Source organism: Pseudomonas sp. 1D4 (assembly GCF_001728925.1).
Taxonomy (GTDB): domain Bacteria; phylum Pseudomonadota; class Gammaproteobacteria; order Pseudomonadales; family Pseudomonadaceae; genus Metapseudomonas; species Metapseudomonas otitidis.
In genome coordinates this window covers 25,466-50,933 of sequence record NZ_LXJQ01000006.1, presented here as the reverse complement: position 1 = coordinate 50,933, position 25,468 = coordinate 25,466, and the positions used below count along the sequence as shown (strand labels likewise).

Annotated in this window: 23 protein-coding genes and 1 pseudogene; 8 read left to right on the top strand and 16 right to left on the bottom strand. The window is 65.3% G+C overall.

Features of this window, described 5'->3' with window-relative positions:
* Positions 1 to 7 precede the first annotated feature (7 nt).
* The 10 genes from A7D27_RS04790 to A7D27_RS04745 all read right to left on the bottom strand — a co-directional run bounded on the left by A7D27_RS04790 (position 8) and on the right by A7D27_RS04745 (position 12,556).
* The gene (locus tag A7D27_RS04790) at positions 8 to 940 is read right to left on the bottom strand and encodes a hypothetical protein (protein ID WP_083265522.1); all 933 of its coding nucleotides are present in this window, start codon (positions 938 to 940) and stop codon (positions 8 to 10) included.
* Positions 941 to 1,013: 73 nt separating this feature from the next.
* Positions 1,014 to 3,431, bottom strand: coding sequence for a hypothetical protein (locus A7D27_RS04785; RefSeq protein ID WP_069564230.1), 2,418 nt, complete (start codon positions 3,429 to 3,431; stop codon positions 1,014 to 1,016).
* A 12-nt stretch (positions 3,432 to 3,443) separates the two neighbouring features.
* On the bottom strand, positions 3,444 to 4,592 hold the full coding sequence (locus tag A7D27_RS04780) for a hypothetical protein (RefSeq protein WP_069564229.1): 1,149 nt from the start codon (positions 4,590 to 4,592) through the stop codon (positions 3,444 to 3,446).
* Entirely contained in the window at positions 4,562 to 6,007 is a 1,446-nt protein-coding gene (locus tag A7D27_RS04775) for an alkaline phosphatase family protein (RefSeq protein ID WP_069564228.1), read from the bottom strand. Before A7D27_RS04775 ends, A7D27_RS04780 begins: the two co-directional genes overlap by 31 nt.
* The gene (gene eboE, locus A7D27_RS04770) at positions 6,000 to 7,217 is read right to left on the bottom strand and encodes a metabolite traffic protein EboE (protein WP_069564227.1); all 1,218 of its coding nucleotides are present in this window, start codon (positions 7,215 to 7,217) and stop codon (positions 6,000 to 6,002) included. The genes A7D27_RS04775 and eboE overlap by 8 nt, the downstream gene beginning before the upstream one ends.
* Positions 7,214 to 8,098, bottom strand: coding sequence for a TatD family hydrolase (locus A7D27_RS04765; protein WP_069560656.1), 885 nt, complete (start codon positions 8,096 to 8,098; stop codon positions 7,214 to 7,216). Before A7D27_RS04765 ends, eboE begins: the two co-directional genes overlap by 4 nt.
* Positions 8,099 to 8,127: 29 nt before the next feature.
* Positions 8,128 to 8,886, bottom strand: a complete 759-nt coding sequence (locus A7D27_RS04760; RefSeq protein WP_069564226.1) for an EboA domain-containing protein — start codon at positions 8,884 to 8,886, stop codon at positions 8,128 to 8,130.
* Positions 8,883 to 9,767: a UbiA family prenyltransferase gene (locus tag A7D27_RS04755; RefSeq protein ID WP_069560741.1), complete on the bottom strand. Its 885-nt coding sequence runs from the start codon at positions 9,765 to 9,767 to the stop codon at positions 8,883 to 8,885. The genes A7D27_RS04760 and A7D27_RS04755 overlap by 4 nt, the downstream gene beginning before the upstream one ends.
* Entirely contained in the window at positions 9,767 to 11,644 is a 1,878-nt protein-coding gene (locus A7D27_RS04750) for a 3-dehydroquinate synthase (RefSeq protein WP_069564225.1), read from the bottom strand. The genes A7D27_RS04755 and A7D27_RS04750 overlap by 1 nt, the downstream gene beginning before the upstream one ends.
* 453 nt (positions 11,645 to 12,097) lie before the next feature.
* Positions 12,098 to 12,556 carry a GNAT family N-acetyltransferase gene (locus A7D27_RS04745; RefSeq protein ID WP_069564224.1) on the bottom strand — a complete coding sequence of 153 codons (459 nt, stop codon included), beginning with the start codon at positions 12,554 to 12,556 and terminating at the stop codon, positions 12,098 to 12,100.
* A gap of 219 nt (positions 12,557 to 12,775) precedes the next feature.
* On the opposite strand from A7D27_RS04745, the gene A7D27_RS04740 reads away from it, so the two are divergent.
* From A7D27_RS04740 to A7D27_RS04720, 5 genes and pseudogenes are all read left to right on the top strand, one after another.
* The gene (locus A7D27_RS04740; RefSeq protein WP_069564223.1) at positions 12,776 to 13,009 is read left to right on the top strand and encodes a hypothetical protein; all 234 of its coding nucleotides are present in this window, start codon (positions 12,776 to 12,778) and stop codon (positions 13,007 to 13,009) included.
* A 77-nt stretch (positions 13,010 to 13,086) separates the two neighbouring features.
* Positions 13,087 to 14,076, top strand: coding sequence for a peptidase U32 family protein (locus A7D27_RS04735; protein ID WP_069564222.1), 990 nt, complete (start codon positions 13,087 to 13,089; stop codon positions 14,074 to 14,076).
* A 7-nt stretch (positions 14,077 to 14,083) separates the two neighbouring features.
* Positions 14,084 to 14,971: a U32 family peptidase gene (locus A7D27_RS04730; protein ID WP_069564221.1), complete on the top strand. Its 888-nt coding sequence runs from the start codon at positions 14,084 to 14,086 to the stop codon at positions 14,969 to 14,971.
* The gene (locus A7D27_RS04725; protein WP_069560649.1) at positions 14,968 to 15,429 is read left to right on the top strand and encodes an SCP2 domain-containing protein; all 462 of its coding nucleotides are present in this window, start codon (positions 14,968 to 14,970) and stop codon (positions 15,427 to 15,429) included. Before A7D27_RS04730 ends, A7D27_RS04725 begins: the two co-directional genes overlap by 4 nt.
* Before the next feature lie 114 nt (positions 15,430 to 15,543).
* Positions 15,544 to 16,508 (top strand): annotated as a pseudogene (locus A7D27_RS04720) (GNAT family N-acetyltransferase).
* A 303-nt stretch (positions 16,509 to 16,811) separates the two neighbouring features.
* Here A7D27_RS04720 and A7D27_RS04715 read toward each other — a convergent pair.
* The 3 genes from A7D27_RS04715 to lepB all read right to left on the bottom strand — a co-directional run bounded on the left by A7D27_RS04715 (position 16,812) and on the right by lepB (position 19,493).
* Positions 16,812 to 17,540: a BPL-N domain-containing protein gene (locus tag A7D27_RS04715; RefSeq protein ID WP_069564220.1), complete on the bottom strand. Its 729-nt coding sequence runs from the start codon at positions 17,538 to 17,540 to the stop codon at positions 16,812 to 16,814.
* Positions 17,541 to 17,620: 80 nt separating this feature from the next.
* Positions 17,621 to 18,460 carry a hypothetical protein gene (locus A7D27_RS04710; RefSeq protein ID WP_069564219.1) on the bottom strand — a complete coding sequence of 280 codons (840 nt, stop codon included), beginning with the start codon at positions 18,458 to 18,460 and terminating at the stop codon, positions 17,621 to 17,623.
* Between the two features lie 265 nt (positions 18,461 to 18,725).
* Positions 18,726 to 19,493 (bottom strand): signal peptidase I, encoded by a 768-nt coding sequence (lepB, locus tag A7D27_RS04705; RefSeq protein ID WP_240923040.1) that lies wholly within the window; start codon positions 19,491 to 19,493, stop codon positions 18,726 to 18,728.
* Between the two features lie 365 nt (positions 19,494 to 19,858).
* On the opposite strand from lepB, the gene A7D27_RS27645 reads away from it, so the two are divergent.
* The gene (locus A7D27_RS27645; RefSeq protein ID WP_139134051.1) at positions 19,859 to 20,293 is read left to right on the top strand and encodes a hypothetical protein; all 435 of its coding nucleotides are present in this window, start codon (positions 19,859 to 19,861) and stop codon (positions 20,291 to 20,293) included.
* A gap of 34 nt (positions 20,294 to 20,327) precedes the next feature.
* Here the strand turns inward: A7D27_RS27645 and A7D27_RS04700 are convergent, their stop codons facing one another.
* Entirely contained in the window at positions 20,328 to 21,089 is a 762-nt protein-coding gene (locus A7D27_RS04700) for a hypothetical protein (protein ID WP_069564217.1), read from the bottom strand.
* A 258-nt stretch (positions 21,090 to 21,347) separates the two neighbouring features.
* On the opposite strand from A7D27_RS04700, the gene A7D27_RS04695 reads away from it, so the two are divergent.
* Complete coding sequence (locus A7D27_RS04695) at positions 21,348 to 21,731, top strand: hypothetical protein (protein WP_069564216.1); 384 nt, start codon at positions 21,348 to 21,350, stop codon at positions 21,729 to 21,731.
* A gap of 875 nt (positions 21,732 to 22,606) precedes the next feature.
* Positions 22,607 to 23,104, top strand: a complete 498-nt coding sequence (locus tag A7D27_RS04690) for a BRO family protein (RefSeq protein WP_069564215.1) — start codon at positions 22,607 to 22,609, stop codon at positions 23,102 to 23,104.
* Between the two features lie 141 nt (positions 23,105 to 23,245).
* On the opposite strand, the gene A7D27_RS04685 is transcribed toward A7D27_RS04690, so the two are convergent.
* Together A7D27_RS04685 and A7D27_RS04680 are read right to left on the bottom strand one after the other, a co-directional pair.
* Positions 23,246 to 24,133: a hypothetical protein gene (locus A7D27_RS04685; protein WP_069564214.1), complete on the bottom strand. Its 888-nt coding sequence runs from the start codon at positions 24,131 to 24,133 to the stop codon at positions 23,246 to 23,248.
* Between the two features lie 5 nt (positions 24,134 to 24,138).
* Positions 24,139 to 25,401: an MFS transporter gene (locus tag A7D27_RS04680; RefSeq protein ID WP_069564213.1), complete on the bottom strand. Its 1,263-nt coding sequence runs from the start codon at positions 25,399 to 25,401 to the stop codon at positions 24,139 to 24,141.
* Between the last annotated feature and the right edge of the window lie 67 nt (positions 25,402 to 25,468).

Below are 25,468 nucleotides of genomic sequence, written 5' to 3'. Positions count from 1 at the left end.
TTGCCGGTCAGGGCTGCATGGATTTCAGCTGGTTCCACTGCGCCTTGGCCCCGTTGGCCTGGGGCGACGGCGGGTTGAACAACTGGCAGGGCTCGGGGTTGACCGGGCACTTCTTGGCCACCTGGTCCCAGGTCTTGGCCGGGTCGGGCTTCTCGATGCGGAAGTTCACGTAGTTCTGGCTGACGATGGGCGCGTTGGCGACGCTGGCATCCCCGGAGAAGTAGAACGACTGCGGGTGGCGGAACAGCGGCTGGCCGGGCGCGGCGCGGGTGGCGTCCTTGTAGAAGGCGTAGCCGAACAGGATCGGCCCCTGGGGCGACTGCACGTCCAGTGCATAGGCCTGCACGCTGCCGTCCAGGTTCTGGCTGCGGGTGGGGCTGTAGGGCAGGTGCTGGATGAAGTCCTGCCGCGCCGGGTGGTTCATGGGCGAGAAGGCGCAGCACTCGGGCATGGTCTTGGGCCGGTCCTCGTAGGTGAGGAAGTAGGCCTTGTTGCCCAGGGAGACGAAGGAGCAGGTGTAGTTGTTGTCCTTGATCGGGAAGATCGGCAGGCAGTACTTCTCGTAGTGCTCCATCATCGCGCCGTAGCCGTCGCCATCGGCGGGGATGTAGGTGGTGTCGTAGTAGCTGGTGCCCTTGGAGACGGTGTAGTCGGCGGGCTTGAGGGTGCTGGGCGGATTGCTGTAGGGCGGCGGGTTCTTCTCGTAGTTCTGGGTGACACGGAACATGGTCCAGTCACTGACCCAGGTGGCGGGGAAGAACGGGTCGCTGGGCTCGCCGGGTTTGCGCTCGGCGATGCAGTTGCCGTTGCTGGCGTCGCACTCGTAGGTGTTGTGCACGCCGTTGGTGAAGAACACGTTGGGGGCGTCATCGGCGGCGAGGGCGGGTTGGCCGAGCAGTGCGAGGGGCAGCAGCCAGGCAAGCAGATGGACTTTCTTCATGAGGACTCTCCTTCGTAACGGCAGGGCGGGCGAGCGGTGCCGGCCCGCCTGCGGGTTCCAGGTCAACGACGGTTCAGGTCAGGGGCCGTGGCGGGTAGTTGAGCTTCACCAGCTCGTTGGCCCAGCGTTCCAGCACCGCGCGCCGGCTCTGCGGCAGGTCACGGGTGATGGGCATGGCAAGGGTGCTTTCCTCCTGGTAGGGCTTGCTGACCAGGCGGATCAACTGGTCGATGGCGCCCTCGATGCGCTGCAGGGAGTTCAGCGGCATGTACTTGTCCATGATCGGGTAGAGGTAATAGAACGGCTCGAAGATGCGCGGGTAGATGAAGCCCTCCCAGATCTGCACCCGCGCGTCCGTGAGCTTGCACACCTGGTTCCAGGCCGCGACGAACTCGCCCATTAACCCGGGCTCGTCCGGCAGCACCCGCAAGGGCGCGAGGAAGTCGGTGTAGGCCTCCATGTAATCGAAGCTGAAGGGCACCGCAGGCGCGGCGCCGGGGCCGTCCTGGACGAAGAAGCGCAGGGTCGGGAAGCCGGCGGCGATAGCCTTGACCGTCACCTGGGCGATGCCGTTGGCGTCGGTGGTGATCTGCGTGAGGCTGTAGTCCACCGTGGCGCCGTTACCCAGCACGCCCGTACGCGGGATGGACGGCACGAACTGCAGGCAGGGCGCCAGGCTGACGCCGGCCGGGGTGGCCTTGACGTGCTGGTAGTTGACTGTGGTCGTCGGGGCGTCGCTCGCCGGCAGCACCTGCTGCAGGCTGCGGCCGGCGCCCTCGCTGAGCAGGCTCGCCGGCGCCTGGGTGACGCCGAACTGCGGCAGCAGCGTGGCGTTGTTGTTGCGGTTCGCGGGGTCGTCTGCGATGAGCCCGAAGTCCAGGTCGTTGCTGAAGGCCAGGAAGTAACTGCTGGTGGTCAGCATGTAGGGGTTGTTGTATTCCGCCACCCACAAGGTGGTGCCGGCCGGTGCGGGCCGGCCGTCGTACTGCACCATGATCTGCAGGGTGCGGGTGTCCCCGACGTCGATGAAGGTGCCGCTCTCGATCACTTCGGCGGTCCACATCTGCTGCTGGGCGGCGAGCACCGGGCTGGCGCCCTGGGTCTGCAGGGCCAGGGTGCCGGCCTGGGTCCTGGCCACGGCATCCTTCACGGGCAGGTCCAGCAGGCCTGCGCGCTTGTCGAAGGCGGCCTGGGCGTACTGGGTGTAGGCGAGGTAGGCCAGGGGCTGGAACTGGCCGTTCTGCTGGATGCCGACCTGGAAATCGCCCAGCTGGAGCTTCTCGCACTCCGGCACGGTCGCCTGGCTCTCCGGCAAGGGGTAGAAGGGAAAGCCGGTACCGAGGTCCAGGGTCAGCAGGTCGCCCTGGGCCTGGGCGGAGATCACCCCCAGCTTGATCGACAGGGGCGCATCGGGATTGCCCGGGATGGGCGACAGGATGGATACCGCATTGGCCGGCTCCAGCCGGGGACCGGCAGGGGCCGTGGGGTACTCATCGGCGAACCACAGGCCTAGCACGCCGGCGGTACGGCTGTAGGCGGGGTTGAAGAAGATGTCGGCGACGTTGTCCAGCCCCTTCTGGTACATGTCCTGCAGCGCCTGCTGCTGCACGGCCAGGGCCTTCAGGCACTGCTGGCAGTCAGCGCACTGCGGATCCGTCGCGCAGGTCTTGCAGCCGGGGCCGCCGGTGCGGGTCACCACCTTCGGGTAGTCGTTGAAGATGCCGTTGCGGTCGTAGTAGGTCAGGTAGGTGGTGAAGCGGAACATCAGGCCCTTGGCGTTCTGCGCCTCCATCTGTTGCTGCAGGGCCTTGAGCAGGGCCGAGTCGCCCAGTTGCCACTGCAGGTTCTCGCGGGGGAAGCAGGTCTGCCAGGTGGTGGTGACCGTGTTCAGGCCCTGCACGGCCCCCCAGTTGAAGTTGAGGAAGCGGTCGAGCATGCGGTAGGCGCGCTTGGCCGTGAGGCCGCAGGTGGCGTCGCCCAGCACCAGGCGGTCGAAGTACAGCGCGGTGAAGGTGTTCTGCCAGGGGCTGATGTCGACGAAGCGCGCGGGGGTGGGCTTGTCGCTGCCGAAGGGGTTGCCCAGCAACTGGAAGCCCTTGCCCACGATGGGGTCCTGCTCGATGTAGCTGTTGGCCTGCAGTTCGCCGCCGATGATCAGCGAGCGGATGTCGTTGTAGTCCACGGTGCCGCAGGCGTTGTCACCGAACAGGTCCCATTCCGCCGGGATCTGCGGCAGGCCGCTGTTGGCGCTGTTGTTGGGCACCTGCAGCACGTAGTCCGGCACCTGGGCTTCGGGCAGCGGGGCGATCATCCAGGGCAGGACCTTGTCCCGCGCATTGCCGGGGTTGATGCCGAAGTGCTCCAGGAAGGGCCAGTTCAGGTCCATCTTCACGGCGTCGTAGAGCGGGTAGAGGTCGTTGTTGTTGGCCGTGGGCGGGTTCCAGAAGAAATGCCCGTTGAGGTAGAGCCGTGGGAAGTTCAAGACGCTCATGGTTCGTGCTCCTTATTGTTTCCACTGGGCGCGCTTGAGCGACCAGACGTAGTCCAGCCGGTTGTAGCCGGCGAAGGCGCTCTCCGGCAGCGGTTCCACGGGGTAGGCGATGCCGTCCTGGGACGGCAGGGCGAAGTTGAAGTAGCCCTTCTTCGCCGAGAAGGCCGCCGTGCCATGGCAGGCCAGGCACGAGGACTGGCTCTGGAAGGCCGACTCCAGCTGCGAGTTGGCCAGCAGCTTGGGCTCGCCGCCGGCGATGTACTGCACGCCGATCAGCTCGTACTGGCCCAGCGCGGCGTACTGCGGCTGGAACTGGGCGTTGGCGGCCTGGGCCGCCGGGGTCGGGCCGGTGCTGTTGGTCATCGGCTTGGGCGGGATGTCGTTGGTGACGGTGTACTTGCTGTTGTTGCGGTTCTCGAAGGTGGTCCAGACCCAGTCGGGGGTGAGCTTGTTGATCACGTGCATGCCGCTGAGGGCGGCGTAGCCCACCTCGTACTGGCTGCCGTTCTTCAGGTAGTAGGCCTGGGCGATGTAGTAGCCGTCGTTCTCCAGGGCCTTGCGGAAGGTGGCGTCGGTGCCGATCCAGATCCACGCCGTCTTCACCTCCCAGGCGTTGGCGGGGAAGGCCAGGTTGGCGGTCAGCGCGGCCTGGCCATCGACGTTGTAGACCTGCTTGTCGACGATGTAGTCGAAGGTGCCCTGGCCCATCAGCAGCTGGAAGCGCACCGGCTTGCCCCTCTGCGCCGCCGGCACCTGGCCGCCCATTTCCAGCACCAGGCCGTCCACCTGCTGGATGCTGTCGAGGTTGTGGAAGGTGGCCTTGGTGTCCAGGCCCAGTTGCTCGGCCTGTTTCAGCACCGTGGTGGGGGTGGGTTCGCGCTCGTTGTAGGGCAGCGGTTTGCCACCGTTGGGCAGGAACACCTGGTCGGTGGGCTTGAGGCCCTCCCAGACGCGGCTGGTGCTGCCCTTTATTTCGGGCTGGTTGAGGCAGACGAACCAGTTCCAGGCGGTGACTTCCGGTGCGCCGGTGAACTGCGTTCGCAGGGCATCGGCATGGCCGCCGTAGTCGAAGAAGCCGGTGCAGTCGAAGGAGGGTTGGCTCTGGGCCTGGGCCGAACCGGCCAGGATGCTCAGGACTGCAAGGGAGAGGGCTCGTTGCATGGGGTCTCCTTGGCCGAAGCCTTGTCGAGAGAGCGATGCCCCAGGAAGTACTGCAGGAGCAGGTGTTTTACCGAGGTGACCGGCAGGCGGTCCGGTAAGGGGAGGTCGCAATCGGTGATCAGCAGCGGCCCATCCTGGTCGCTGCTGGGAAGACGGCCGTGGCTCCCACGTACCAGGCGGGTGTCCAGGGGGATCAGGTCCATGTAGTAGCGGAAGCCGAGCAGCTTCTGCGCCAGGCGCCGCGCCACCCGCAGGCGCGGGAAGGCGATGGCGGGGTCGACGAACAGTTCCAGCGGGTCGTAGCCGGGCTTGCGGTGGATGTCCACGGTGCGGGCGAAGTCCGGCGCGAGGCGATCGTCGAACCAGTAGTAGTAATCGAACCAGTAGCCGGGCGCGGCCATGGCCACCAGGTCGCCGGCGCGGGGGTGGTCCAGTTGCCAGGCGCGCTGCTCGTCACGGTCGAGCACCCGCTCGATGCCCGGTTGGCGCGCCAGCAGCGCCTTGACCCGGGGCAGCTCGCGGGGTTCGCGCACGTAGACGTGGGCCACCTGGTGGTCGGCCACGGCAAAGGCGGCGCTGGCACCGGGGTCGAGCAGTTCCCAGCTCAGCGAGCGGCGCACCTGCAGCCAGCCTTCGGCCCGCAGCAGGCGGTTGATGGAGATGGACTGCTGCACCGGCTCGATGCCGTACTCGGACACCAGCATCACCGCGGCGTCCTGGGTGCGGGCGAAGTCCAGCAGGCGGCCCACCTCGGCGTCGATGGCGCGCACCTGGGCACCGATCTCCGGGTGGCGTGGGCCGAGGCGCTGCAGGTCGTAGTCCAGGTGGGGCAGGTAGACCAGTTGCAGGTGCGGCCTGTTGAGGTCGAACTCGGCCATGGCGCAGTCGACGATCCAGCGGCTGGAGCCGATGCCCGCCATCGGGCCCCAGAAGCTGGGGAAGGGGAAGGTGCCGATGCGCTGCTCGATCTCCGCGTGCAGCGAGGCGGGGGACGAGTAGAGGCCGAACACCTTGCGCCCATCGGCGGGGTAGTGCGGGCGCGGGGTGATGGAGGCGCCAACGTCGGCATACATGTTGTACCACCAGAACAGCTGGCTGCAGCGGAACTCCGGCCACTGGCGGGCGATGGCCTGCCAGACCTTCTCGCCCTGGACCAGGGCATTGGGCTGCAGCCAGAAGCGCACCTCGGCCTGGTCGCGGAAGTACCAGCCGTTACCGACGATGCCGTGCCCCGAAGGCGGCAGGCCGGTGAGCATGGAGGCCTGCACACTGGTGGTGACGGCCGGGAACACCGGTTGCAGGCCGGCCATGCGCCCACGCTTGAGCAGGGCGTTGATGTGGGGGGTGTTATCGCCGAGCAGGGACGGGGTCAGCCCGACCACGTCCACCAGCAGCAGGGGCCTGGGGTCAGCCATGGCGCACCGCCCGCCGGCGCAGGGCCGGCCCGAAGCGCGAGGCCAACTGGTCATCGACCCAGGCCAGTTCCGCGGCGATGCCCTGGGCCAGGGCGGTTTCGCTGGCCGGGCGCAGAGCCTCGGGCAGCACGTTCCAGCTGTAGGTCTCCACCTCCAGCACCGGGTGCAGCCCAGGGTGCGCGGCCAGGGTGTCGAGCACCGCGTGCAGGGCCGCTTGGGTGCCTTGCAGCTCCTGCCACTGGAAGCGCTCGGTGAACAGTGGCACGTGGAAATGCACGCGCAGCTCCGTGCAGGCGTGCAGCGCCGGGTCGGCCAGGGCCTGGGGCAGGTCGACCCAACTGCTCAGCCTGCCGTCGTGGCGGCGGCCCTTCACCTGATGCAGGTAGACGCCCTCGGCAAAGCCGGCCAGCCGCTCCAGGGCCATGGCCCGGGCGCGCGCCTGAATCGGCAACTGGCAGGCGAGAGCGTTGGACAGTTGGATCTTGCCCACCGGAATGCCGGCCTGGTGCAGTTGCACCAGGGATTCGCCCACCTCCTCGAACAGCACCGCTTGGTGGCACACGTCGAGGCACAGCGCCAGGTGGCGCCAGTTCGGGTCCGTGTCGCGCCAGCGGGTGAAGAACGCCAGAGCCTCCTCGGTGCGCTCCAGCACGCAGTCCGGTTCCATCTCCAGGCACAGGCGGATGTGCTTGCCGGTGCGCTGGCGCAGTTCGGCCAGGCTCCGGGTGAGTTGGCGCAGGCGGCTCTCGGCGTGCCGCTGACGGGCCGGCGTCCAGTGGGCGCGATAGCCCAGGGGGACGCTGGAGATGACGCCCTGGTCGCAGTCCTCCGGCAGAGCTTCGGCCAGCAGTTCGGCCAACAGCAGGCTGTAGGCCAGACGCCGGGGATCGGCCCAGTCGGGCTGGTACACCTCGGCCTTGACTGCCGCCCCGTGGAAGCGCCCGAAGGGGAAGCCGTTCAGCGAGGTCAGGCGCAGCCCGCAGCGCCGCAGCAGAGCGAGGAAGGCCCGACGGCGGTCCGGCACCTGCAGTTCGCTGGCGGCATGGGCGCTGATCCACAGGCCGCTGTCCTGTTCGGCCAGGCCGCGCTGCCGGCGCACTGCCTGGAACGGCCCGGTGATGGAGGCGCAGAGCGCTTCCAGGTCATGGGCCGGGTGGACGTTGCCGCAGTAACCCAGTTGCGCTGGGGTCCATCCCATCGCACCGTTCATTTCACCACCGGTTCCTGGCCGCGCAGGGCCGAGTTTTCCTGCCACAGGCGGCGTTGGTCGATGGGCAGCAGGCTGCCGACTTCGGCCTTGTCCAACTGGCCGCTCTGGGCGAAGAAGTCCACCGGGTTGTCGAACAGCACCTGCTCCACCTGGGCCTCGCTGAAGCCGGCCTGGCGCATGGCTTCGCCGGTCTTGGGCACCTTCAGCGGGTCGCTGACGCCCCAGTCGGCGGCGCTGTTGACCACCATCTTCTCGGTGCCGTACTGCTGCAGCAGCGCCACCATGCGCTGCTCGGACATCTTGGTGTTGGGGTAGATGGAGTGCCCGCGCCAGCAGTCGCTTTCCATCACCAGGGGCAGGGTCAGCTCGTTGAGGTGGTCGATCAGCACCAGGTGCTCGGGGACGCCCACCTCGCGGATCACCGAAAGGGTGCGGCGGGTGCCGCCGATCTTGTCGCGGTGCGGGGTGTGCACCAGCACCGGCAGGTTGAAGCGCTTGGCCAGGTCCAGTTGGCGGGCGAAGAAGTGCTCCTCCTCGGGGGTGATGTCGTCGTAGCCGATCTCGCCGACGCCCACCACGCCTTCCTTGACCAGGTAGCGCGGGAGGATGTCCAGCACCTCGTTGGCCAGGGTCATGTTGTTGGCCTCCTTGGGGTTGAGGCCGATGGTGCAGAAGTGGTGGATGCCGAACATGCTGGCGCGGAAGCGCTCCCAGCCCACCAGGGTGTCGAAGTAGTCGACGAAACTGCCCAGGCTGGTGCGGGCCTGGCCCTGCCAGAAGGCCGGCTCGATGACGCCGGTGATGCCGGCGTCGGCCATGTTCTGGTAGTCGTCGGTGGTGCGGCTGACCATGTGAATGTGCGGGTCGAAGTACCTGGGCATGGGGGCATCCTTTCTCGGTGTGCGGGGAATCAGGTGCGGGGGAAGTCGGCGGGCAGCCAGCCGGGCGGCAGCCGGCCGGCGCGGGCGTGGGCCTGAAGGCTGGCGATCTGCGCCAGGGTCAGCAGGGGCCAGGCCAGCAGTTGGGCGAGGCCGGGCAGGGCGCTGCGGTCGGCGGCCAGGCGTTCGTTCAACTGGTCCAGCACCAGTTGGTTGAGCACCCCGTTGCGCCGCGCCTCCAGGCCCTGCACGCGGCGCATGTCCAGCTCCATGGCGACGCCCTTGAGCATCAACTGCTGGAAGGCGCGCTCGGGGAAAAAGCGGGCGGGGTAGGGGTTGTCCAGGGCCAGGGCGGCGAACACGTCGCTGCTGTTGGTGCGGGTGGCCTGCAGGGCGAGGTCCAGGCAGGTGCCGTGGCCATCGAGCCAGTCCAGCGCCTTCAGCAGGGCGGCCTTCTCCAGGTCGTCGCCCCAGGCGAAGTAGCGCTTCAGCAGCGCTTCGCGGGCGCCTTCTGGCTGGGCCTGCAGGGCCTGGGTCAGCAGCAGGGCACGGCCAAGCTCACCGCGCCGCCAGTGCAGGCCCTGTACGTACTGCTCGCCAAGCTGGCGGCGCAGGCGACCGCTGAGCAGGGCCAGGGTGTCGCCATCGGGGTGTTCGGCCAGGCGCTGGCAGGTCAGCTCCCAGGCCGCTCGCGCGTCATCGTCGAGGGCGGCGACCAGGGCCTGGCGCAGGTCGGTGATCCGTGCGCTGTCGAGGCGCAGGTCGGGCAGGAGGCAGGCAGTGGGATTCATGTCGGTTTCACCCAGCGTTGCAGGCGCGGCAGGAGCAGGAACACGCCGATGCAGAAGAGGCTGCCCAAGGGCACGTCGGCCAGGGCCAGGACCATGCCGTCGTACAGCGGCAGCGCGCTCAGCCCGGCACCGATGAAGGCCCGCACGTTGCGCTGGCCGGGTCGCGCCAGATGCTGGCGGTAGTTCTTGCCCAGCCAGCCGAGCCAGAGCAGCAGCATCAGCCAGAACATCAGGCCCTCTCCCCGGAGGGCCAGCAGCAGCGGGCTGAGCATCAGCAGCAGCGGGACCAGGCTGGTGAGCCGGTTGAGGTGTTCCTGCCGGGCCACGTAGGTGAGGCCGCTGATGTAGGTGCCCAGCAGCAGCGCACAGAGCCACAGGGACGCCGACGGGGCGCCGAGGCTGGCGGCAGCGGTGAGGTAAAGCGCAACACGGCAGCCGCCCATGAGCCACACGCTGTGCAGGTAGTGCTTGTGCAGCAGGTTGTAGGCCAGGATCAGCCCGGCCAGGGCGGCGGCGCTGGCCAGCAGCCAGAGGGGCTGCGTGGCGAGGCGGCTGAGCAGGAGCACGGCCAGTGCTGCCATACCCAGCAGCCCGGCACTGGCGAGCAGCACCTGCTGCCGGCTGGCCTGGCCCAGGGCGATGGGGCGCGGGTTCTGGTGCTGGCTGTCCCAGTCGGCGTCGAACAGGTCGTTGAGCAGCATGCCCGCCAGGTACAGCGCGGACCCTGCCGCCAGCAGCAGGAGCCAGCCCAGGGCCGAGGGCGGGGCATGGGGCCCGGACGCGCTGGCGATCAATGCGGCAGCCAGGACGTTGGTCCAGACCGTGGGCAGGTTGGAGACCCGTCCCAGGGTCAGCCAGGTGTGCAGCGAGCCCTGGGCCATCATGACGGGGCGCCCTCTGCAGGGGCGAAGGCCAGGTGGCCGAACCCGGCGAGGCGTTCGATGGCCTGCTCCATGCGCAGGTCGTCGATCTGGTGCAGGTCCACGGCGTGGCCGATGCGGTCGAGCATGGGGATCGACAGTGCGCCGCCCAGGTGCTGGCGGAAGTCTTCCAGCCCTTGCAGCACCCGCAGTTGGCCCTGTTCGTCGCGCAGGGTCAGTTCCGCCGGGGAGAGGTCGAAGCCCAGGCCCAGCAGCAGGTGCAGCAGGCGCTCCAGCTCGGAGGTGGGCAGCAGCCCGCTGGCCTGGGCGTAGAGCGCATCCAGGGCCATGCCGACGGCAACCGCTTCGCCGTGGCGGAGCCGGTGGCGGCTGAGTTTCTCCAGCTTGTGAGCGGCCCAGTGGCCGTAGTCCAGCGGCCGGCCGTTGCCGCGCTCGAAGGGGTCGCCGGCGCGGGTGATGTGCTGCAGGTGCAGCTCGGCGCAGCGGTGGATGGCGTGGCGGCTGGGGGCGTGCTCGAAGCGGGCGAGGGCGTCGGCGTGCTGCTCCATCCAGGCGAAGAAGGTAGCGTCCTTGATGGCGGCGACCTTTACCGCCTCGGCCAGCCCGGCCAACTGGTCGCGGCGCGGCAGGCTGAGCAGTAACTGGAAGTCATTGATCACCGCATCGGCGGGCTGGAAGGCGCCCAGCAGGTTCTTCTGCTCGAAGGCGTTGATGCCGTTCTTCACACCGATGCCGGCGTCGTTCTGGGCCAGCACGGTGGTGGGGATGCGCACCAGGCGCACGCCCCGGTGGAAGGTGGCGCAGGCGTAGCCGACGCTGTCCAGCAGCGCACCGCCGCCCAGGGCGAGCACGTAGCAGTGGCGGTCCAGGCCGTGTTCGAGCATCTGCGCGTAGAGCCGCTGCAGCACCTCGGCGGTTTTCGCTGCTTCGCCGGCCGGCACCGGGATGGGCGCGGCCAGCAGGCGCAGGTCCCCGTGGGCTTGCACGTAGCGGGTGATGCGTTCGTCGAGGCCGGGCGCGGCATCGAGCAGGCCGGCATCGGCGAAGGCCAGCAGCGAGACGGGGGCGCTGCCGCGCTGGGTCAGTTGCTCATGCAGGCAAGGGTTGGCGGGGTCGAACAGGTGGTCGGTGAAATGCACCGGGTAGTGGTAGGCCACGGTGAAACGGCCATCCAGGGTTTCGCCGGCCTCGGCGGCACGGGGCTGGCGACGGGCCAGGGCACCCTTGCCGAGCAGGAAAAGCCCGGGCAGGACCATGCTGGCCATCACTGCCCAGAGCAGCACCTGCTCCTCGGCGACAACGCTGCCCAGGGCACTGTACACCAGTGCCAGGCCGGCGTTGGCCAGGGTGGTGATGACCAGGAAGCGTCGCAGCGGGTAGCGCTGCATGCCGGCGGCGAGCACGGAGGTTTCCGCCAGCACCGGCACGCCGCGCAGGCAGATCAGCGACAGGGTGTTGATGCGGTTGGCCAGGCGGCTGGCCTTGTCCCAATCAGCGAGGTTCAGCCAACCCGAGAGCAGGCGGATGTAGCCGGCCCCCAGCCAGTAGCCCAGCAGCGAGCCCAGGCAAAGGCCGGTGAAGATCGCCAGGTAGCCACCAATGGCGCCCAGGGCCGCCACGGCCAGCAAGGAGACCATGCTGGAGGGCACCGGCAGCACCACGTCCAGCGCCAGCAGGGCCACCAGCAGGGCAGCCAGGCCCAGGCTGCGCAGTGGGTCGGTCGCGGTCGGGCCGAGGCCGTCCAGCCATTGCTGCAAGGGGGCTTCGAGCAGCAGGAAGCTGACGATCACCAAGCCCACGAAGAGGGCCAGCGATAGGCAAAGGAATTCCGTACGGCCTCTGCGGGAGAGGACGTGAGTCATCAGGCCACGTTTCATGCGAAGTCCTTGTTCTTATGGCGGATTTCCGTATCCCGTCTGTCTCAAGGCGCGCTGCCGTGCAGCGGATTCAGCGGGGCCGACACACTTCCGGATGGGTCGGTTGGGAGAAGGCTTACCTGTGCTGTGGTTTTGCTATCAACGTAGCCAGCGAAGGGGTATTTGCAAGGCGCCGCGACTGGCCCGCCAGTGGCAGCAGAAGCCCGCACCAGGGCGCTGCGTTCTACTTCATGGAGGGACTGAAAGCCGCGTCGGACGAGGGGTCCGAGGGGGCAGGGCGCGTAGGCGAGGACGCCACCTGCCAATCCATTGGTTATGGATGCGCGGTCCTGTGATGAAGAAAGGCTCTAGCAGGCACGGGTGCCCTCAGCAGGATTGCAGCGGCAGCCGGTGGCAACCCGTTGGGTGTTGGCGGGCGAAACGAAGCGAGGCCCCGGGCCTCGCTCCAGGGTGTTACAGCGCCATGCGGTATTCGATCACGCCGGGTTTCTCGGCGATCCAGTCATACAGGCGCTGGGCGGTGTGGTTGGTTTCCTGGGTGTGCCAGTAGAGCCGGTCGCAGTGGCGGGCACGGGCCTGGTGTTGGACGTGTTCGATGAGCTGCTTGCCGATCATCCGCCCACGGGCCTCGGGGGAGACGAAGAGGTCTTCCAGGTAGCAGAAGTCGTTCTGCCCCCAGGTGGAGCGGTGGAACACGTAATGGACGAAGCCGAGCACCCGCTCGCCCTCCACGGCCACGGCGCACTCCACCGGCTCGCTCGCGTCGAAGAAGCGGGCCCAGGTGCGCCGGGTGATTTCCGGCCCCAGTTCCACCTTGTAGAACGCCTGGTACTGGCCCCAGTACGTCTGCCACTGCTCAAAGTCCGCGTCCGTAACGGGGCGAACGGCTACCACCTGCTGCATTGCTGTCATGGGTCTGAATCCTTGCTGGTCATGAAAGTCCGGGTCGGCAACTGCCAGGGCCCAGGCCGGGATTTATACCGGGGCAGTGGTGGGTGATTACGGACCAGTTTTTAGCAGTCAGGCAGACCAATTTTCGGCGTGTGCCAGGGGTTCAGCCCTCGTCTACGGCTTGGGGCGCCTGGTTGCGTTCTGGCCGCTCAGGGCCGCCGCGTCGTATTGCCGCGCTCGGTGTCGCTGCCGGCCGGCTTCAACTGGCTCAAGGCCAATGGGCGGCGGCAGTACCTGCGCGCTCGGCTGGTACCGGTGGCTGGTGAGCTGCGAGCCGTGCTGCACGCGCATCAGGGCTCGGCGATGCTGGGGGCCATGAGCTGGGCAGAAGGTTTTGCGGTGGTGGAGACGGGGCAGACTTTGAGGGCTGGGGAGCCCGTTGAGTTCCTGGCGCTGGACGGCCTCTTGGCCTGAACCGCTTGACCGTGATCAAGGCAGCCACAAATGCCCTGTCTAGACTGGCGCATCGCCGTTCGAGCAGGAGTCGATTCATGCATCTGGTCTGTCCGGCGGGCAGTCTGCCCGCCCTCAAGGCTGCTCTCCAGCAAGGCGCGGACGCCATCTACGTGGGCTTTCGCGATGACACCAACGCACGCCACTTCGCCGGGCTCAATCTGGATGAGCGGCAGTTGGAGACCGGCCTTCAACTGATCCGCCAGCGCGGCCGGCAGCTCTATGTGGCGGTGAACACCTACGCCCAGCCTCAGGGGTGGGCGCGCTGGCAACGCGCTGTGGACCAGGCGGCGGCGCTGGGCGTGGATGCGTTGATCGCGGCCGATCCCGGTGTGCTGGCCTATGCCAGCCGGCGCCACCCCGATCTCAACCTGCACCTTTCCGTGCAGGGCTCGGCCACCAACCCGGCCGCGCTGGCGTTCTACCAGCAGCGCTACAACATCCGCCGCGCGGTGCTGCCACGGGTGCTGTCCCTGGCCCAGGTGCGCCAGGTGGCGGAGAAGAGCAGCGTGCCGCTGGAGGTGTTCGCTTTCGGCAGCCTGTGCATCATGGCGGAGGGCCGCTGCCACCTGTCGTCCTACGTGACGGGGGAATCGCCCAACCTCTGCGGCGTGTGCTCACCCGCCAAGGCGGTGCGCTGGCAGGAGGATGCCGAGGGCCTGAGTTCACGCCTCAGCGAGGTGCTCATCGACCGCTATGCGCCGGGCGAGCCGGCAGGCTACCCGACCTTGTGCAAGGGCCGCTTTCTGGTCGAAGGCCAGCGCTTCCATGCGCTGGAGGAGCCCACCAGCCTGAACACCCTCGACCTGATCCCGCAGTTGGCGGAGATGGGCATCGCGGCGGTGAAGATCGAGGGCCGCCAACGCAGCCCGGCCTATGTCGAGCAGGTCACGCGGGTCTGGCGCGAGGCACTGGACGCCCACGCCAGCGGCCGCTTTGTCGTCCAGGAGCGTTGGCGCAGGGCACTGGACGGGCTGTCGGAAGGCAGCCAGACGACCCTCGGCGCTTACCACCGATCCTGGCAGTGAGGACCCTATGAAACTGAGCCTCGGACCCGTGCTGTTCTACTGGAGCCGCAACAAGCTGCTGGACTTCTACGCCGAGATGGCCAGCCAGCCGCTCGACATCATCTACCTGGGTGAGACGGTGTGCTCCAAGCGCCGCGCCTTATCGCTGGACGACTGGTTGGGGCTGGCCCGCGAGTTGCGTGAGGGCACTCGGGCCGAGCTTGTGCTGTCGGGCCTGGCGCTGGTGGAGGCGTCCTCGGAGCTCTCCAGCCTTCGCCGCCTGTGCGACAACGGCGAGCTTATGGTGGAAGCCAACGACATGGGCGCGGTGCAGTTGCTGGCGGAGCAGGGCAGGCCCTTCGTCGCCGGCCCGGCGCTCAATCTCTACAACGCCCATGCGCTGATGGAGCTGCAAGCCTGTGGCCTGCAGCGCTGGGTGCCGCCGGTGGAGTGCTCCGGGCGACTGCTGGACGAGTGCCTGCAGCAACTCGACGCTTTGCAGGCGCCGCGCCCGGAGGTGGAGTTGTTCGCCTACGGCCATCTGCCGCTGGCGTATTCGGCCCGCTGCTTCACGGCACGGGCCGAGAACCGGCCCAAGGACGATTGCCAGTTCTGCTGCCAGAACTACCCCGAAGGCATCCCGCTGCTGAGCCAGGAAGGCCAGGCGCTGTTCACGCTGAATGGCATCCAGACGATGTCCGCCGTGGTGGGCAATCTGCTGGCCGACTACGCCAGTGTCGCGGGCAGTGGCGTTGATGTGCTGCGCCTCAGCCCACGCAGCGAGGGCATGGATCGGGTCATTGGCGAATTCGCCGCCGTGCGTGACGGTGCCTTGCCGCCCCTCGCGGTCAGTGGCTGCAACGGTTACTGGCACGGCAAACCGGGGATGCTGGCCGTGGAGGAGGGCGGGCTATGAGCGTCGCCAAATGGGCCTTGAGACTGGGCCAGCCGCTGCTGCCTTACAGCCGTCACGTGCCGTTCGCCATCCAGCGCCGAGTGATCGAGCTGGCTGCCGCGCGGTTGTTCGCCGCGCCGCTGTCCGAGGGTGCGTTCCATCTGCTGGAAAATCGCTGGCTGCGCCTGGAGGTCAGCGACCTGGGCCTGGCCTGGTGCGTGAGTTGCAGCGGCAATCGGCTGCGAGTGGCCCAGCGCCGCTCGGTGGATGTGTGCATCCGCGGAACCTGGCGCGACTTCCTGTTGCTGGCCAGCCGCCAGGAAGACCCGGACACACTGTTCTTCCGTCGGCGCCTGGTCATCGAAGGCGATACCGACCTGGGACTCGGCATGAAAAACCTGCTCGACGGCCTCGACCCGGACCAGTTGCCACCGAGGCTGTGGCAGTTCATGCAGGAGGTTGGGGCGCAGGTGCGGTAGGTTTTACGCCGTGCCTACACAGCAGGCATGCAACGGCTGATCCAGTAAAAGCGCTCAGGTCGTTCGCCATTCTTGCCCAATGCCTTAAAGTGGCCGGTCGCAGAAAGAACCGTCATGGCCGTAGCCATGAAGGGCTTTCATTCTTTACGGATACGTGTGTGGTGAAGATGAACAAGCCTTTCATTTCGCTGTGCCCTGAAATCACTCGGGCACACGCGCTGACGTTGATGGACTGGTTGGAGGATGAGCGCGTCACCTGCTACCTGAGCGATTCGCGTGATGTCTCGCGCTCCATCGAGCAAGCCATCGATCGGTCTCAATCGCCGATCCTCACTCATCTGTTCAACCGGGATGGCCGATTCTTCCTGGCCTTCGACCGGCACGACACCCCGGTGGGCTTTGTCCGCCTCATCAAGACCGGCCCGGATTGCGAGATCGTCCTGGCCATCGGAAACAGCGGCGAGTGGGGCCGGAACCTCGGCGCCAGTACGATCCGCGAGGGCATGAAGCTGGCCTTCCTCGACATGCGGGCCAAGAAGCTCATCGCCAAGATCCACCCGGACAACGTGCGATCACTGAAAGCCTTCCTGCGCAGCGGCTTCCTGCTCGAGAGCGAAACGCCGTCATTGAAGTCGCTTGCCATGTCGGCGGAACGCTATTTCCAGCTCTTGCGCGAAGGTGCTCTTGGCAATGCCACGGGCATATCCATCACCGAGTTCGACAAGGCCAGGCTCGAAAGCCTGATCGTCCTTGAAGAAGGCCCAGCCATTGTGGAACTCGAGCATGAAATCGAGCGGGCCACCGTCGTCACGCCGGAGCAGGTGGCGCGCGATGTCGTCACGATGAACTCGCGGGCTTTGCTGCAGGTGGACGACGAAGAGCTCGAGGTGGTCCTGGTCTACCCGGAAGACGCAGACAGCCGCGCCGGTAAGCTTTCCGTATGCTCCGACATCGGCGCCGCCATCCTGGGTTACCAGGAGGGGGATGCCATCGACTGGCGAATCTCAGACCGGACCCGCCGGATCGAGATCAGGAAGGTGCTTTACCAACCGGAAGCTGCAGGTGACTTCCACCTGTAGTTGGCTGCGCAGGCATCGCTCTCGGCGCCCGCGAAACGAAACAGCCTCGACCAGTACCTACGTGGCGAAGGTCGAGGCGATGTCCGATACGAACGAAGCGGGGCGAGTGAGTGAGAGGACACAGGCATCAGTGATGCCCAATCCATAACATGCAATTTAACATAATATGCATTATGGGTTAATTACGTGTTTTCTGGCTGAGTGATTCCCCAGTGCTTTCCACGCTGTGGATACGCTGGAAATCGTCCTTGGCTCGCTCTTCGATCAGTCTTTCGGTTTTTACGCCGTTCCCACACACCACGGTCATCGCCCGGCGCGTTCCTTCATCTGCGCCAGCATGGCCGCCAGCAGGTCCTGATGTTCGTCTGCATCGGATGGCAACCCATCGGCGGCGTACCAGGCGCTGTCCGCTTCGTAATGCGGGCCGATGAGACCGACCGTACCTTTGCCGTAGGACGAGATTCGCGCGGCGATGCGCCGGGATTTCGTGTAGTACGCCGTCGCCTCGGCACCAGCCGGGAGCCGGCTGCCGAAATGCGGGCCGGCCTGATAGTAGACGTCGCGCTGCTCGTTGCCTGCGGGCAGTTGGATGGAGATGAACTGCGCCGTGTTGTCCTTCGGGATTTCCTGATCGACCTCGGCCAGCTCGATCAGACCAAAGGCCGGTATGCCTTCCTTCTCGTCGGCATAGCGCCCAGCCAGGTAACCGCCGGCACAGATGCCCAGGTACTGGCCACCCTGGGCGACGAAGTCACGGATGGCCTGCACCTGGCTGGCGGACAGCTCCGACAAGGTGTCCATGATGTCGTCCGAGCCACCCGGCTGTACGTAGAGATCGGCGTCCTCGAGCACCTCGGCGCTGAGTTGTTCTTCATCCACCAGGCGGACGTTGTAGCGCTCTTTCTGCAACAGCTCGGCGACGGTCTTCGCGCAGCCGTCGCAGGTGCCGGCACCGTCGAAGATCACCGCCAGTTCGGCCTTGGCCAGCAGCGGAAACACCAGGGCCAGGGCGGCCAGTACAGTCTTTTTCATCAGCACAGTTCCTTTGTGTTGGAGTGGCACGGGCACTACATGTAACAAGCCCGTATGGCGGTTAATCGCTTATGACAGCGTCAATTTACGCAAGCCTTGAGCGTCGACGAGAAGGGTCGCTCCCCTCCTCCCCCTACCCGTTCACCTGTCTCAAAGGTGCGCGTCGACCTCACTGGCAATGCGCCCCAATGCCAGCCACACCCTGTGCTCCCGCTGGAACGGCAGCGCGGGCTCGACGGTGATGTCCAGGGGGTCAGCCCGGTGAGGATGTCCTTTCGTTCATCCCGGGGCAGGATCGCCACGTGCTGGAATGGCTGCCGAAGGCCCTTCGAGAGCACCAGTGTCGGGGCATCGCCAGTGATCCGAACGGGCACGGCTTCGGGAGAATCGATGGGCTGCGCCAGGACCGAGAACACCGGATCGATGCTCTTCTCCAACTCGACGAAGCCCACCAGGACCAGCAGCGCCTGGCGTTGGCTGGGCAATGCCAGCGAGAAGACCGACCCCACAGGCGCCGTGGTACGGACCTTCCTGGGCTTGGGCGACGACACCTTCACAGACTTTTCCGTCGGCTGAGGGGTAGCCAGCCTGGCTTCTAGCGCCTTGAGGGTCTTGCGACGGGCCGGCACATCCCGCGGCGCATCGCGCTCCCACACGAACAGGTCCCCGCCCGCGCGCAGCAGCGACAGCGCCTTATCCTTGAGCGTCTCGTCCAGCCGGCCGTACCTCCAGGCCGTGTCGGCCAGGGCGACGTACACCAGGCAGGCCACCTCAGGCTCGCCCAGCCGTGCGGCATGGCGGCCCAGGACCTTCTCGCAGGCCTCGCCGTGGGAAAGCCCGTGCTTCAGGTGCTGGACGTAGTCATCCCGCACATCACAGGTGGTGTCATTGGAATACAGCCCCGTGCCCCAGGCGCCCATGGTTCTACACCTCTCCAGTATTCGGATTTGGCAGGCTGTCGTGCCGCAGCAAATAGCCCATCGACTCCAGCGTCATATCGAGGGGGTTGGCGAAGCGCTGCTGGCGCAAAACGACAGCACACTAAACCAAAGGTCCCCGGCACCTCAGTGCGCTGCTCACGGATTCAGGCACGAGCCAGCAGAACGCATCACCGCCCTGCCCTCGCCGGCTCATAACGAGGGCAGCTCATATGAGTTCAGGCGTTCAAGAAAGAGCGCTGCCGTCTCATTCAAAGTTCGTCCCGGTCCTTTCCTGATCGGCCGAATACCAGATGCCCGTTACCTTGCCGGTCAGTTCCGAAACAGCGACCTGCCCGATGAAGCGGCTGTCATTGCTGCCGTCGCGGTTGTCGCCCAGCAGGTAGACATGCCCCTCCTCGATCTTCAGAGGCGCGAGCGTCAGCGAGTAGTCCCGCTTCACCCGCTCGGCCGGTGCGCCGAGAAGGCCGAAGTTACGACCGTTGTTGATCACCTCACCGTTTACGATGGCCAATGTATCCCCGGCCACAGCCGCCACGCGTTTGGTGGCCTCGATACCTTTGTAGCGATACACCACGATGTCACCCGCCTTCGGCGTGTCGTAGTGCGTGTCGGCGACGATGTAATCGCCTATCGACAGCGTCGGGACCATCGAGCCGGAAGGAATGTAGTAGAGGGCATATCCGAGCACGCTGGAGCGCAGCGTGAAGATCAATACATAGGTGAGCGCCACGATGGGCACTACATATGACAAGTGAGTGACGGCACTCGGACGCGGCACCGATTCGCTCACCTTTTCAGCAAGCGCCCCAGCCATCCAGGCTGAAGTGAGCTTCACCAGCACGATGAATGCGCCGGCTACATAGAGGCCGATCGGGCTCGCAATCAAGCCCAGAAGACCCGCAAGCGTTATGCCTCCGTACAACAGGCCGACGACGACCAATGCCCACTTGAGCCTGCCCACATACATCAACCCCCAGCCGGCCACCAGGAACGACATGAGGAATGCGAGCATTGGATTTCTTTGAGCGTTCATAAGCGGTGCCAACTCCCTTGAGCACTGGTTCTGGCGGGCGCTGGATGATGCCCGGCGAACGATCTGGACGCTACTGGCAGTTGGTGTTCTGAGGCGCCGGTCACCCTCGTCCCCACTGACTTGCCTGCGCAGACACGCTGCTGGCGCATACCGCTGGGAGTCATGTCGTCACCCTCCCCAGCAAACCGGTCTCAGGCAGATTTACTGCGGGTTCGTAACTTCAAATCAGATATCCTTCCGCCCTCCTGGCAACTCCTGCCCCCCGGTATACGCAGCGGCTGTGAGCCTTTTCCGTCACAACGCTGGCTATGTCACTCACCCACAATTTGGTACTGCACAGTTCCATGAAGAAACTCATAGCGATCTCCTTCATCCTTCTAAGCGGCTGTTCAATCTTTCCTGAAACCAAGGAAGAGCTGCTGCAAACGGGCACCAAAAGCCCGGAATACTGCTTCAACAACGAGAGCGAACTGGTTGCCAGACGCGTCGAGGCCTATCTGTCGAAGTGCTATAGGCCAAGCTACGTTCGCACTGGAGAAGTCACCGGCTTCGTAAATAACCAACAGGTAAAGAAAGAAGTAAGCAATGGAGCCACTGAGCTTTCTGTTTACTCGCCATCAGGCACGGGCGCCGGCTACTTCTTGAATGTGCTGATTTCAAAAGGCGACGCCAGTTGCAAGACAAAAATGTCTGTTACTGCTTACAACTTTGCGTGGGTAAGACACTTCAAGAAGCTGAATGAGAGCGCAAACGGCGGTGACCCGTGGTGTCCCTTGTAAGCCCCCGCATACGGTTCTTTTCGCGCTGGGTGCCTTAAGCCTCTTTCCTGTAAGGATTGGGCAGATCGTTGCGTTCGAGCAGGTATTCCATCGAGTTGTTGATCGCCCACACCAGAAGCGCATCCAGCGTCATGTCGAGGGGTTGGCCGTTCAGCAGCGGTTCGAGCCGCTGCAGGGTGCCGGGGTAGTCTTCGGTGTGGAAACGGAATCGCCCGTAGTTGCCGTGGCGGTCCACCAGAAGATAGGTGCAGTAGTGGTCATCGTCCGACCAGCGCCCGAAGCAGAAGTAGTTGGCGCTCAGGTGCGCGATCTGTTCTTCCGACAACTCCTCCCTGGCGAAGTACTCGCCGAAGTTCCAGGCGATCGCCGGGCAGAACGCATGCAGGCACGGGTAGGAGGTCGAGGTTGAACGCCCGTAGATCTCGAGGATGCGACGGTCGCCCCAGCGGCCGCGATCCGCAATGACGTCGTAGATGGCGAAGCGCTTCCTGAACAGCGCCTTCAGTTCCTCCGGCATCGCGAATGCATGCTGCGTCTCGGCGCTCAGCAGGTCCTCGTCGGAAACAGCGCCCGACCACTCGAACAGCGTGCCATCCTGGAAATACTCGTCGAAGTACAGCTCATAGGTTTCCCCTTCCTCGTCGTAGAACGCATGCAGGCTCCGGCAGAACGACTTGAAACGGTTCAGGGCCTCAGGCCAGGTTTCGTCCGCCCCGCCACGGAGATGCTCGCCGTAGCTGTTTTCACCAGCGGGTTTAGGCTGGATGCCGAGGATGCCTTTGAGTTTTTTGAACACGGTAGGGCCTTGATGAAGGATTTGGGGGGTGTGAGGACATTAAATGAAAAGGGTTCTGCTTGGACGGGCGTGGTTATCGAATCGAGAACTGGCTAGTAGGCATGGCGTACGCCCTCCTCCAATGCGCTATCGTCGGCCTACCGAACGTAGACACACAGCTGACAGCTTCTTAACCTTCAAGCAAGTTGCTATTTCTGCCACTCCGGCTGGTCCGAGCCTTTACTGCTGAAGTAACCGATTCAAAAGACAAGGAACGTTATGCATCAAGGATTGATCCGCTTTACAACGCTCGCCCCCGACCGCGACTCAGGTCATACAACCGGGATTCTAGTAGCCGCGCATGACCTGCGAGACACCGGAGATCTCACAGTCAGCGAGCATTCGGAACTGCGGACCTCATTGGTGTGGTTCAACGAGAATCTGACTGTCCCGAGCGTACTGAAATCCATGGAGCATCGACGGGCCATCTCCTGGTTCAAGCCGGCGGCCACTGAAGCCATCCAGCGCATGTGGCACCTGAAGACCCTCTTGGAACTTCATGGCCTCCACGTTGACGTGCTTCGAACCTCTGTGCCCGGTTCAGTTGTCTACGAAGATGAGTGGCAGATCATCGCCAAGCCTGCCAAGGGGCAGCGTTACTAAAAGCGTGCTACTTACGAGCCAATATGGATATCCGGTGCTGCCGATAGCCGACGCTTAAGAGGGGCAGCTGCCGACCAGAGGTGTTCATTCAGTCTTGGATTGCTAACTTCTTGACAGCGAATGAGTTTTTCCAAAAGTAAAAATCCAGAGTCTCATACTTATTGAAAGCACCCGCTAATATCAATAAGCTAAATCCGCAACAAACAACATCAAGGAGAGATACTATGGCGCTTAAGCCAGGCCCAAAACCCATTGCCAAGTCAACCGGCGAAGTCGACAAGCGTCGCCGTGACAATAAGGAAACTCCGGGAAACAATCCCGACTTGAAACCTAGCAAGCCCAAAAAGAAGTAGGCTATCACCGGCAAAAGCTACTGTAATGGTAGCTTTTGTCATTTTAATCAGCAGGTTATGAGCGCATAGTCTTAAAATTTAATTGCACCTGCTTCGCAAAGAGCCTGAGTGACTGTTTCCGACTGATAGCAGTCGTTCACGAGGAGCTTTGTGAATCGCCACTACTCATCTACAACACACCGCTCAAATACTTGAATAGCGGCAGTAGCCCTTCTCCACTTGCTCTCACGCTCCCCCATCCCTATCCTCCCACCGCCACGGTCAATCCCGTGGTCGGGTTTGACAGCCCGCATACGTTGGCGCGATTGCGCCGCAGGGTGCATGCGAAAAACGGCGAATGTTTTTTGCAGGCATCAGCACGCATGCAGTTTTCATAACTGCTCTGCTTTATGGCAGGTCGCGCGGGGAGGTCCTCGTGGCCTGCCGGTTCCAACGTGCCGGTCTGTCAACCCCGCGTGCCCTGTCACCCTTCGATTGACAGCGAATGGCGACAGCTACCTGACCTTACGTTGGAGCTGCACCATGCATGACGCATCCACCCCCATCACCTTTCAACGCCATTGCCACCAACTGCGCGCAGTGATGATCGACAACCGCCCCTGGTTCGTCGCCATCGATTTCGCCCTGATGATCGCCGCTGCCCGCCCCTATCGGCTGACCAAGCGCCTGTATCCCCACCAGCACCGTTTCGCGACGCTGCGCTTTGCCAGCGGTCGTTGCGAGGAGCTGGAGTTGATCAGCGAGGCCGGGCTTTACCGGGCGCTGTATCGCTTCGGGCATCCGGAGCATTGCGCGTTGAGCCAGTGGCTCAGCGACGAGGTGATCCCTGCGCTGTACGACTATCACCGCGAGGTCGATGCCAGCCCGCGACGCATCCTGATGACCTGGGCGAACCAGCGTGTCGGAGCTCTGCGTTGGCAGGGAGAGCTGTGGATTGCGCGGCGGGACCTGCCGCGTTTCATGGCCGCGCACGATGACCCGGCATTGAGTGATGGGCCGAGTTGGAAGCGGTTCATCTAGGGCTCGGCCGGGAACGCCGCACTAAGGTGCGGCGTTTTCTTTGTTGCGTGTGCCGGGCAGGAACGGTGGGCTGAAGCCCACCCTACGTACTGGAGCCGCCCGGCCCACCCTACGGCCTGAAGCGGAGCGCCACCCGGTGACTCAGGCAGCTCTACCCTGCCCCGCGCGGCGGCGTGACGAGAGCGGCAGCAGGTGGCGCAGTTCTTCTTCGACGATGCGGTTTTCGAGGCGCATATCGAGCATGGGGCAGCTCAGTTCCAGGCAGTCGCCGTGCTGCAGGTGGGTGGCGACGATTTCGCTGTCGAGGCGGCTGAACAGGTAGTGGACCATGCCCGGCTGGAGGAATTGCGGGTGCTGCTCCAGCAGGGCTTCGCCGGCTTCCCGCGAGGCACGCCAGGCCTGTGGGTCGAGGCGCAGGTGGGTTTCGCTGAAGCAGGTGCCGTTGCGCTCGATGCGTTGGCGCAGGTGCAGCGGTTCGTCCAGCTCGCCCAGCAGCAGTTCCGAGGCCACGGCGCATTCGAGCAGGTGGGCGCGGGCGGAGTGGCCCTGCAGCGGGTCGTGCAGGTCGTGGCCGAGGGTGACACCGACGTGGAGCAACTGGCCCCGCGAGCCCACCAGGTAGATGGAGACCAGGCAGGCGTCCGCCGCGATGGCCTGGACGTGGTACGGCACTTCGAGGTCGTCGCGGTCGATGCGCAGGACGCGGCCGTTGCCCTTGTAGAACCAGCCGGCATCGTCCCGCGCGCCCAGCGGCAGGCCGCTGACGTGGGTGAGCAGCGGGTTGTCGGGCATGGCGGGCGGGCGTAGGCGGGTTTCCTGGCGCAGGGCGGGCAGCGTTTGCGTCGGGCCCGGCAGGTGGCGCAGGTGCGCCAGGTGGTCCTGATGGCGGCGCGCGCAGTCCTGCAGGGTCTGGTAGAGGCCGCTGCTTTCGCCGTGCACCCGCACCGTGTGCGCGGGGTCGTTGCCCAGCAGGCCGATGCGCGGCCCGCCGCTGTGTTCGATGTCGAGGACTTTCAGGTAGTCGCCCATTTCAATTACTCCCTTATAAGCAGTGCGGCGTTGGCCGGCGGAGTGGCTTCGCGGGGTGCCTGTATGCGGCCTTCCTTGAGCCCGAGCGCCAGGCAGAGGCCGGCGAGGCTGCCGGCCAGGGCCAGGTAGAGGATCGATGGCAACCCGTGGTGGGTGGCGAGGTAGCCGGCGAGGATCGGCGCGAGGCCGCCACCGAGGATTTCGCCGAAGCCGATGACGATGCCGGTGGCCGCCGTGAGCAGGTGCGGCGCCACCGACTCGCCCGTGAGCGGGCCGACGGTGAGGCAGATGAGGCTGAAGTTGAAGAAGGTGATGAAGAACAGCACTCCGAACAGCAGCCAGGGGTCGGCGGGGGTGACGATCAGCATGGCGACCAGCGCGGCGCTGGCGCAGAACGAGAGCAGCACCACCGGCTTGCGCCCGAAGCGGTCGGACAGGCCAGGGATGATCAGTTGGCCGACGAAGCCGCCGAAGCCGATTGCCGAGATCACCAGCGCCATCGCCTCCAGCGACAGCCCGAGGTGGTCGGTGAGGTAGCTGGGCAGCAACGCGCAGAGCACGAACTGGCAGGTGAGGATGCAGAACATGATGCCGATGTTGCGCCGCACGTTGCCGCTGCCGAGGGCCGCGAGCCACAGGTGCCAGGGCCGCTCGACCGTGGTTTCCACTGGCGCTGGCACAGGGCGGTAGGTGCGGTGCAGCCACCAGGCGAGGATGAACCCGGGGATGGACACGCTGATGAACACCCAGCGCCAGGAGCCGAGCCAGGCCAGCAGACCGGCGGCGATCAACGGCCCGAGGCCGAGCCCGAGGATGGGGAACACTGCCTGTTGCACGCCGATGTTGAAGCCGATGCGCCGGGGGTGCGAGACCTGGGTGGTGACGCTGATGCTGGTGGGGGTGAAGGCACCCTCCGAGAAGCCCATGAGGCCACGCAGGAGGATGAGCCCGAGCACCCCGCCGGCCAGGGCGGAGAGCCCCGAGAGCAGCGAGAAGGCGAGCACGGAGACGACCAGCACGCGCTTGGCGCCGAGCCGCTCCACCAGGCAGCCCATGCCCAGGGCGGAGACGCCCCAGGTCAGCGCCAGGGCCGCGGAGATGTTGCCGAGGTCCTGATAGTCCAGTTGCAGGTCGCGCATGATCAGCGGGAACAGCGGCAGGATGATGAAGCGATCCAGCCCCACCAGGCCGAAGCTCAGCGACAGCAGGATCACCATGCGTGTTTCGTAGCGGGCATCCCAGCCCGTGTCGCTTGCCTGCTCGCGCATGGCCAGCCCTCCTCTTCTAAGGAGCCGAAAAGGGTGGCGCGGGTTGCCCCGCGCCACCGTGCCCGAG

What these genes read in the sequence shown, in the direction of transcription:
- A7D27_RS04790 (WP_083265522.1), bottom strand. Translation starts at nt 940, where the DNA reads ATGAAGAAAGTCCATCTGCTTGCCTGGCTGCTGCCCCTCGCACTGCTC.
- A7D27_RS04785 (WP_069564230.1), bottom strand. Translation starts at nt 3,431, where the DNA reads ATGAGCGTCTTGAACTTCCCACGGCTCTACCTCAACGGGCATTTCTTC.
- A7D27_RS04780 (WP_069564229.1), bottom strand. Translation starts at nt 4,592, where the DNA reads ATGCAACGAGCCCTCTCCCTTGCAGTCCTGAGCATCCTGGCCGGTTCG.
- A7D27_RS04775 (WP_069564228.1), bottom strand. Translation starts at nt 6,007, where the DNA reads ATGGCTGACCCCAGGCCCCTGCTGCTGGTGGACGTGGTCGGGCTGACC.
- eboE (WP_069564227.1), bottom strand. Translation starts at nt 7,217, where the DNA reads ATGAACGGTGCGATGGGATGGACCCCAGCGCAACTGGGTTACTGCGGC.
- A7D27_RS04765 (WP_069560656.1), bottom strand. Translation starts at nt 8,098, where the DNA reads ATGCCCAGGTACTTCGACCCGCACATTCACATGGTCAGCCGCACCACC.
- A7D27_RS04760 (WP_069564226.1), bottom strand. Translation starts at nt 8,886, where the DNA reads ATGAATCCCACTGCCTGCCTCCTGCCCGACCTGCGCCTCGACAGCGCA.
- A7D27_RS04755 (WP_069560741.1), bottom strand. Translation starts at nt 9,767, where the DNA reads ATGGCCCAGGGCTCGCTGCACACCTGGCTGACCCTGGGACGGGTCTCC.
- A7D27_RS04750 (WP_069564225.1), bottom strand. Translation starts at nt 11,644, where the DNA reads ATGAAACGTGGCCTGATGACTCACGTCCTCTCCCGCAGAGGCCGTACG.
- A7D27_RS04745 (WP_069564224.1), bottom strand. Translation starts at nt 12,556, where the DNA reads ATGACAGCAATGCAGCAGGTGGTAGCCGTTCGCCCCGTTACGGACGCG.
- A7D27_RS04735 (WP_069564222.1), top strand. Translation starts at nt 13,087, where the DNA reads ATGCATCTGGTCTGTCCGGCGGGCAGTCTGCCCGCCCTCAAGGCTGCT.
- A7D27_RS04730 (WP_069564221.1), top strand. Translation starts at nt 14,084, where the DNA reads ATGAAACTGAGCCTCGGACCCGTGCTGTTCTACTGGAGCCGCAACAAG.
- A7D27_RS04725 (WP_069560649.1), top strand. Translation starts at nt 14,968, where the DNA reads ATGAGCGTCGCCAAATGGGCCTTGAGACTGGGCCAGCCGCTGCTGCCT.
- A7D27_RS04715 (WP_069564220.1), bottom strand. Translation starts at nt 17,540, where the DNA reads ATGAAAAAGACTGTACTGGCCGCCCTGGCCCTGGTGTTTCCGCTGCTG.
- A7D27_RS04710 (WP_069564219.1), bottom strand. Translation starts at nt 18,460, where the DNA reads ATGGGCGCCTGGGGCACGGGGCTGTATTCCAATGACACCACCTGTGAT.
- lepB (WP_240923040.1), bottom strand. Translation starts at nt 19,493, where the DNA reads ATGCTCGCATTCCTCATGTCGTTCCTGGTGGCCGGCTGGGGGTTGATG.
- A7D27_RS27645 (WP_139134051.1), top strand. Translation starts at nt 19,859, where the DNA reads ATGAAGAAACTCATAGCGATCTCCTTCATCCTTCTAAGCGGCTGTTCA.
- A7D27_RS04695 (WP_069564216.1), top strand. Translation starts at nt 21,348, where the DNA reads ATGCATCAAGGATTGATCCGCTTTACAACGCTCGCCCCCGACCGCGAC.
- A7D27_RS04690 (WP_069564215.1), top strand. Translation starts at nt 22,607, where the DNA reads ATGCATGACGCATCCACCCCCATCACCTTTCAACGCCATTGCCACCAA.
- A7D27_RS04685 (WP_069564214.1), bottom strand. Translation starts at nt 24,133, where the DNA reads ATGGGCGACTACCTGAAAGTCCTCGACATCGAACACAGCGGCGGGCCG.
- A7D27_RS04680 (WP_069564213.1), bottom strand. Translation starts at nt 25,401, where the DNA reads ATGCGCGAGCAGGCAAGCGACACGGGCTGGGATGCCCGCTACGAAACA.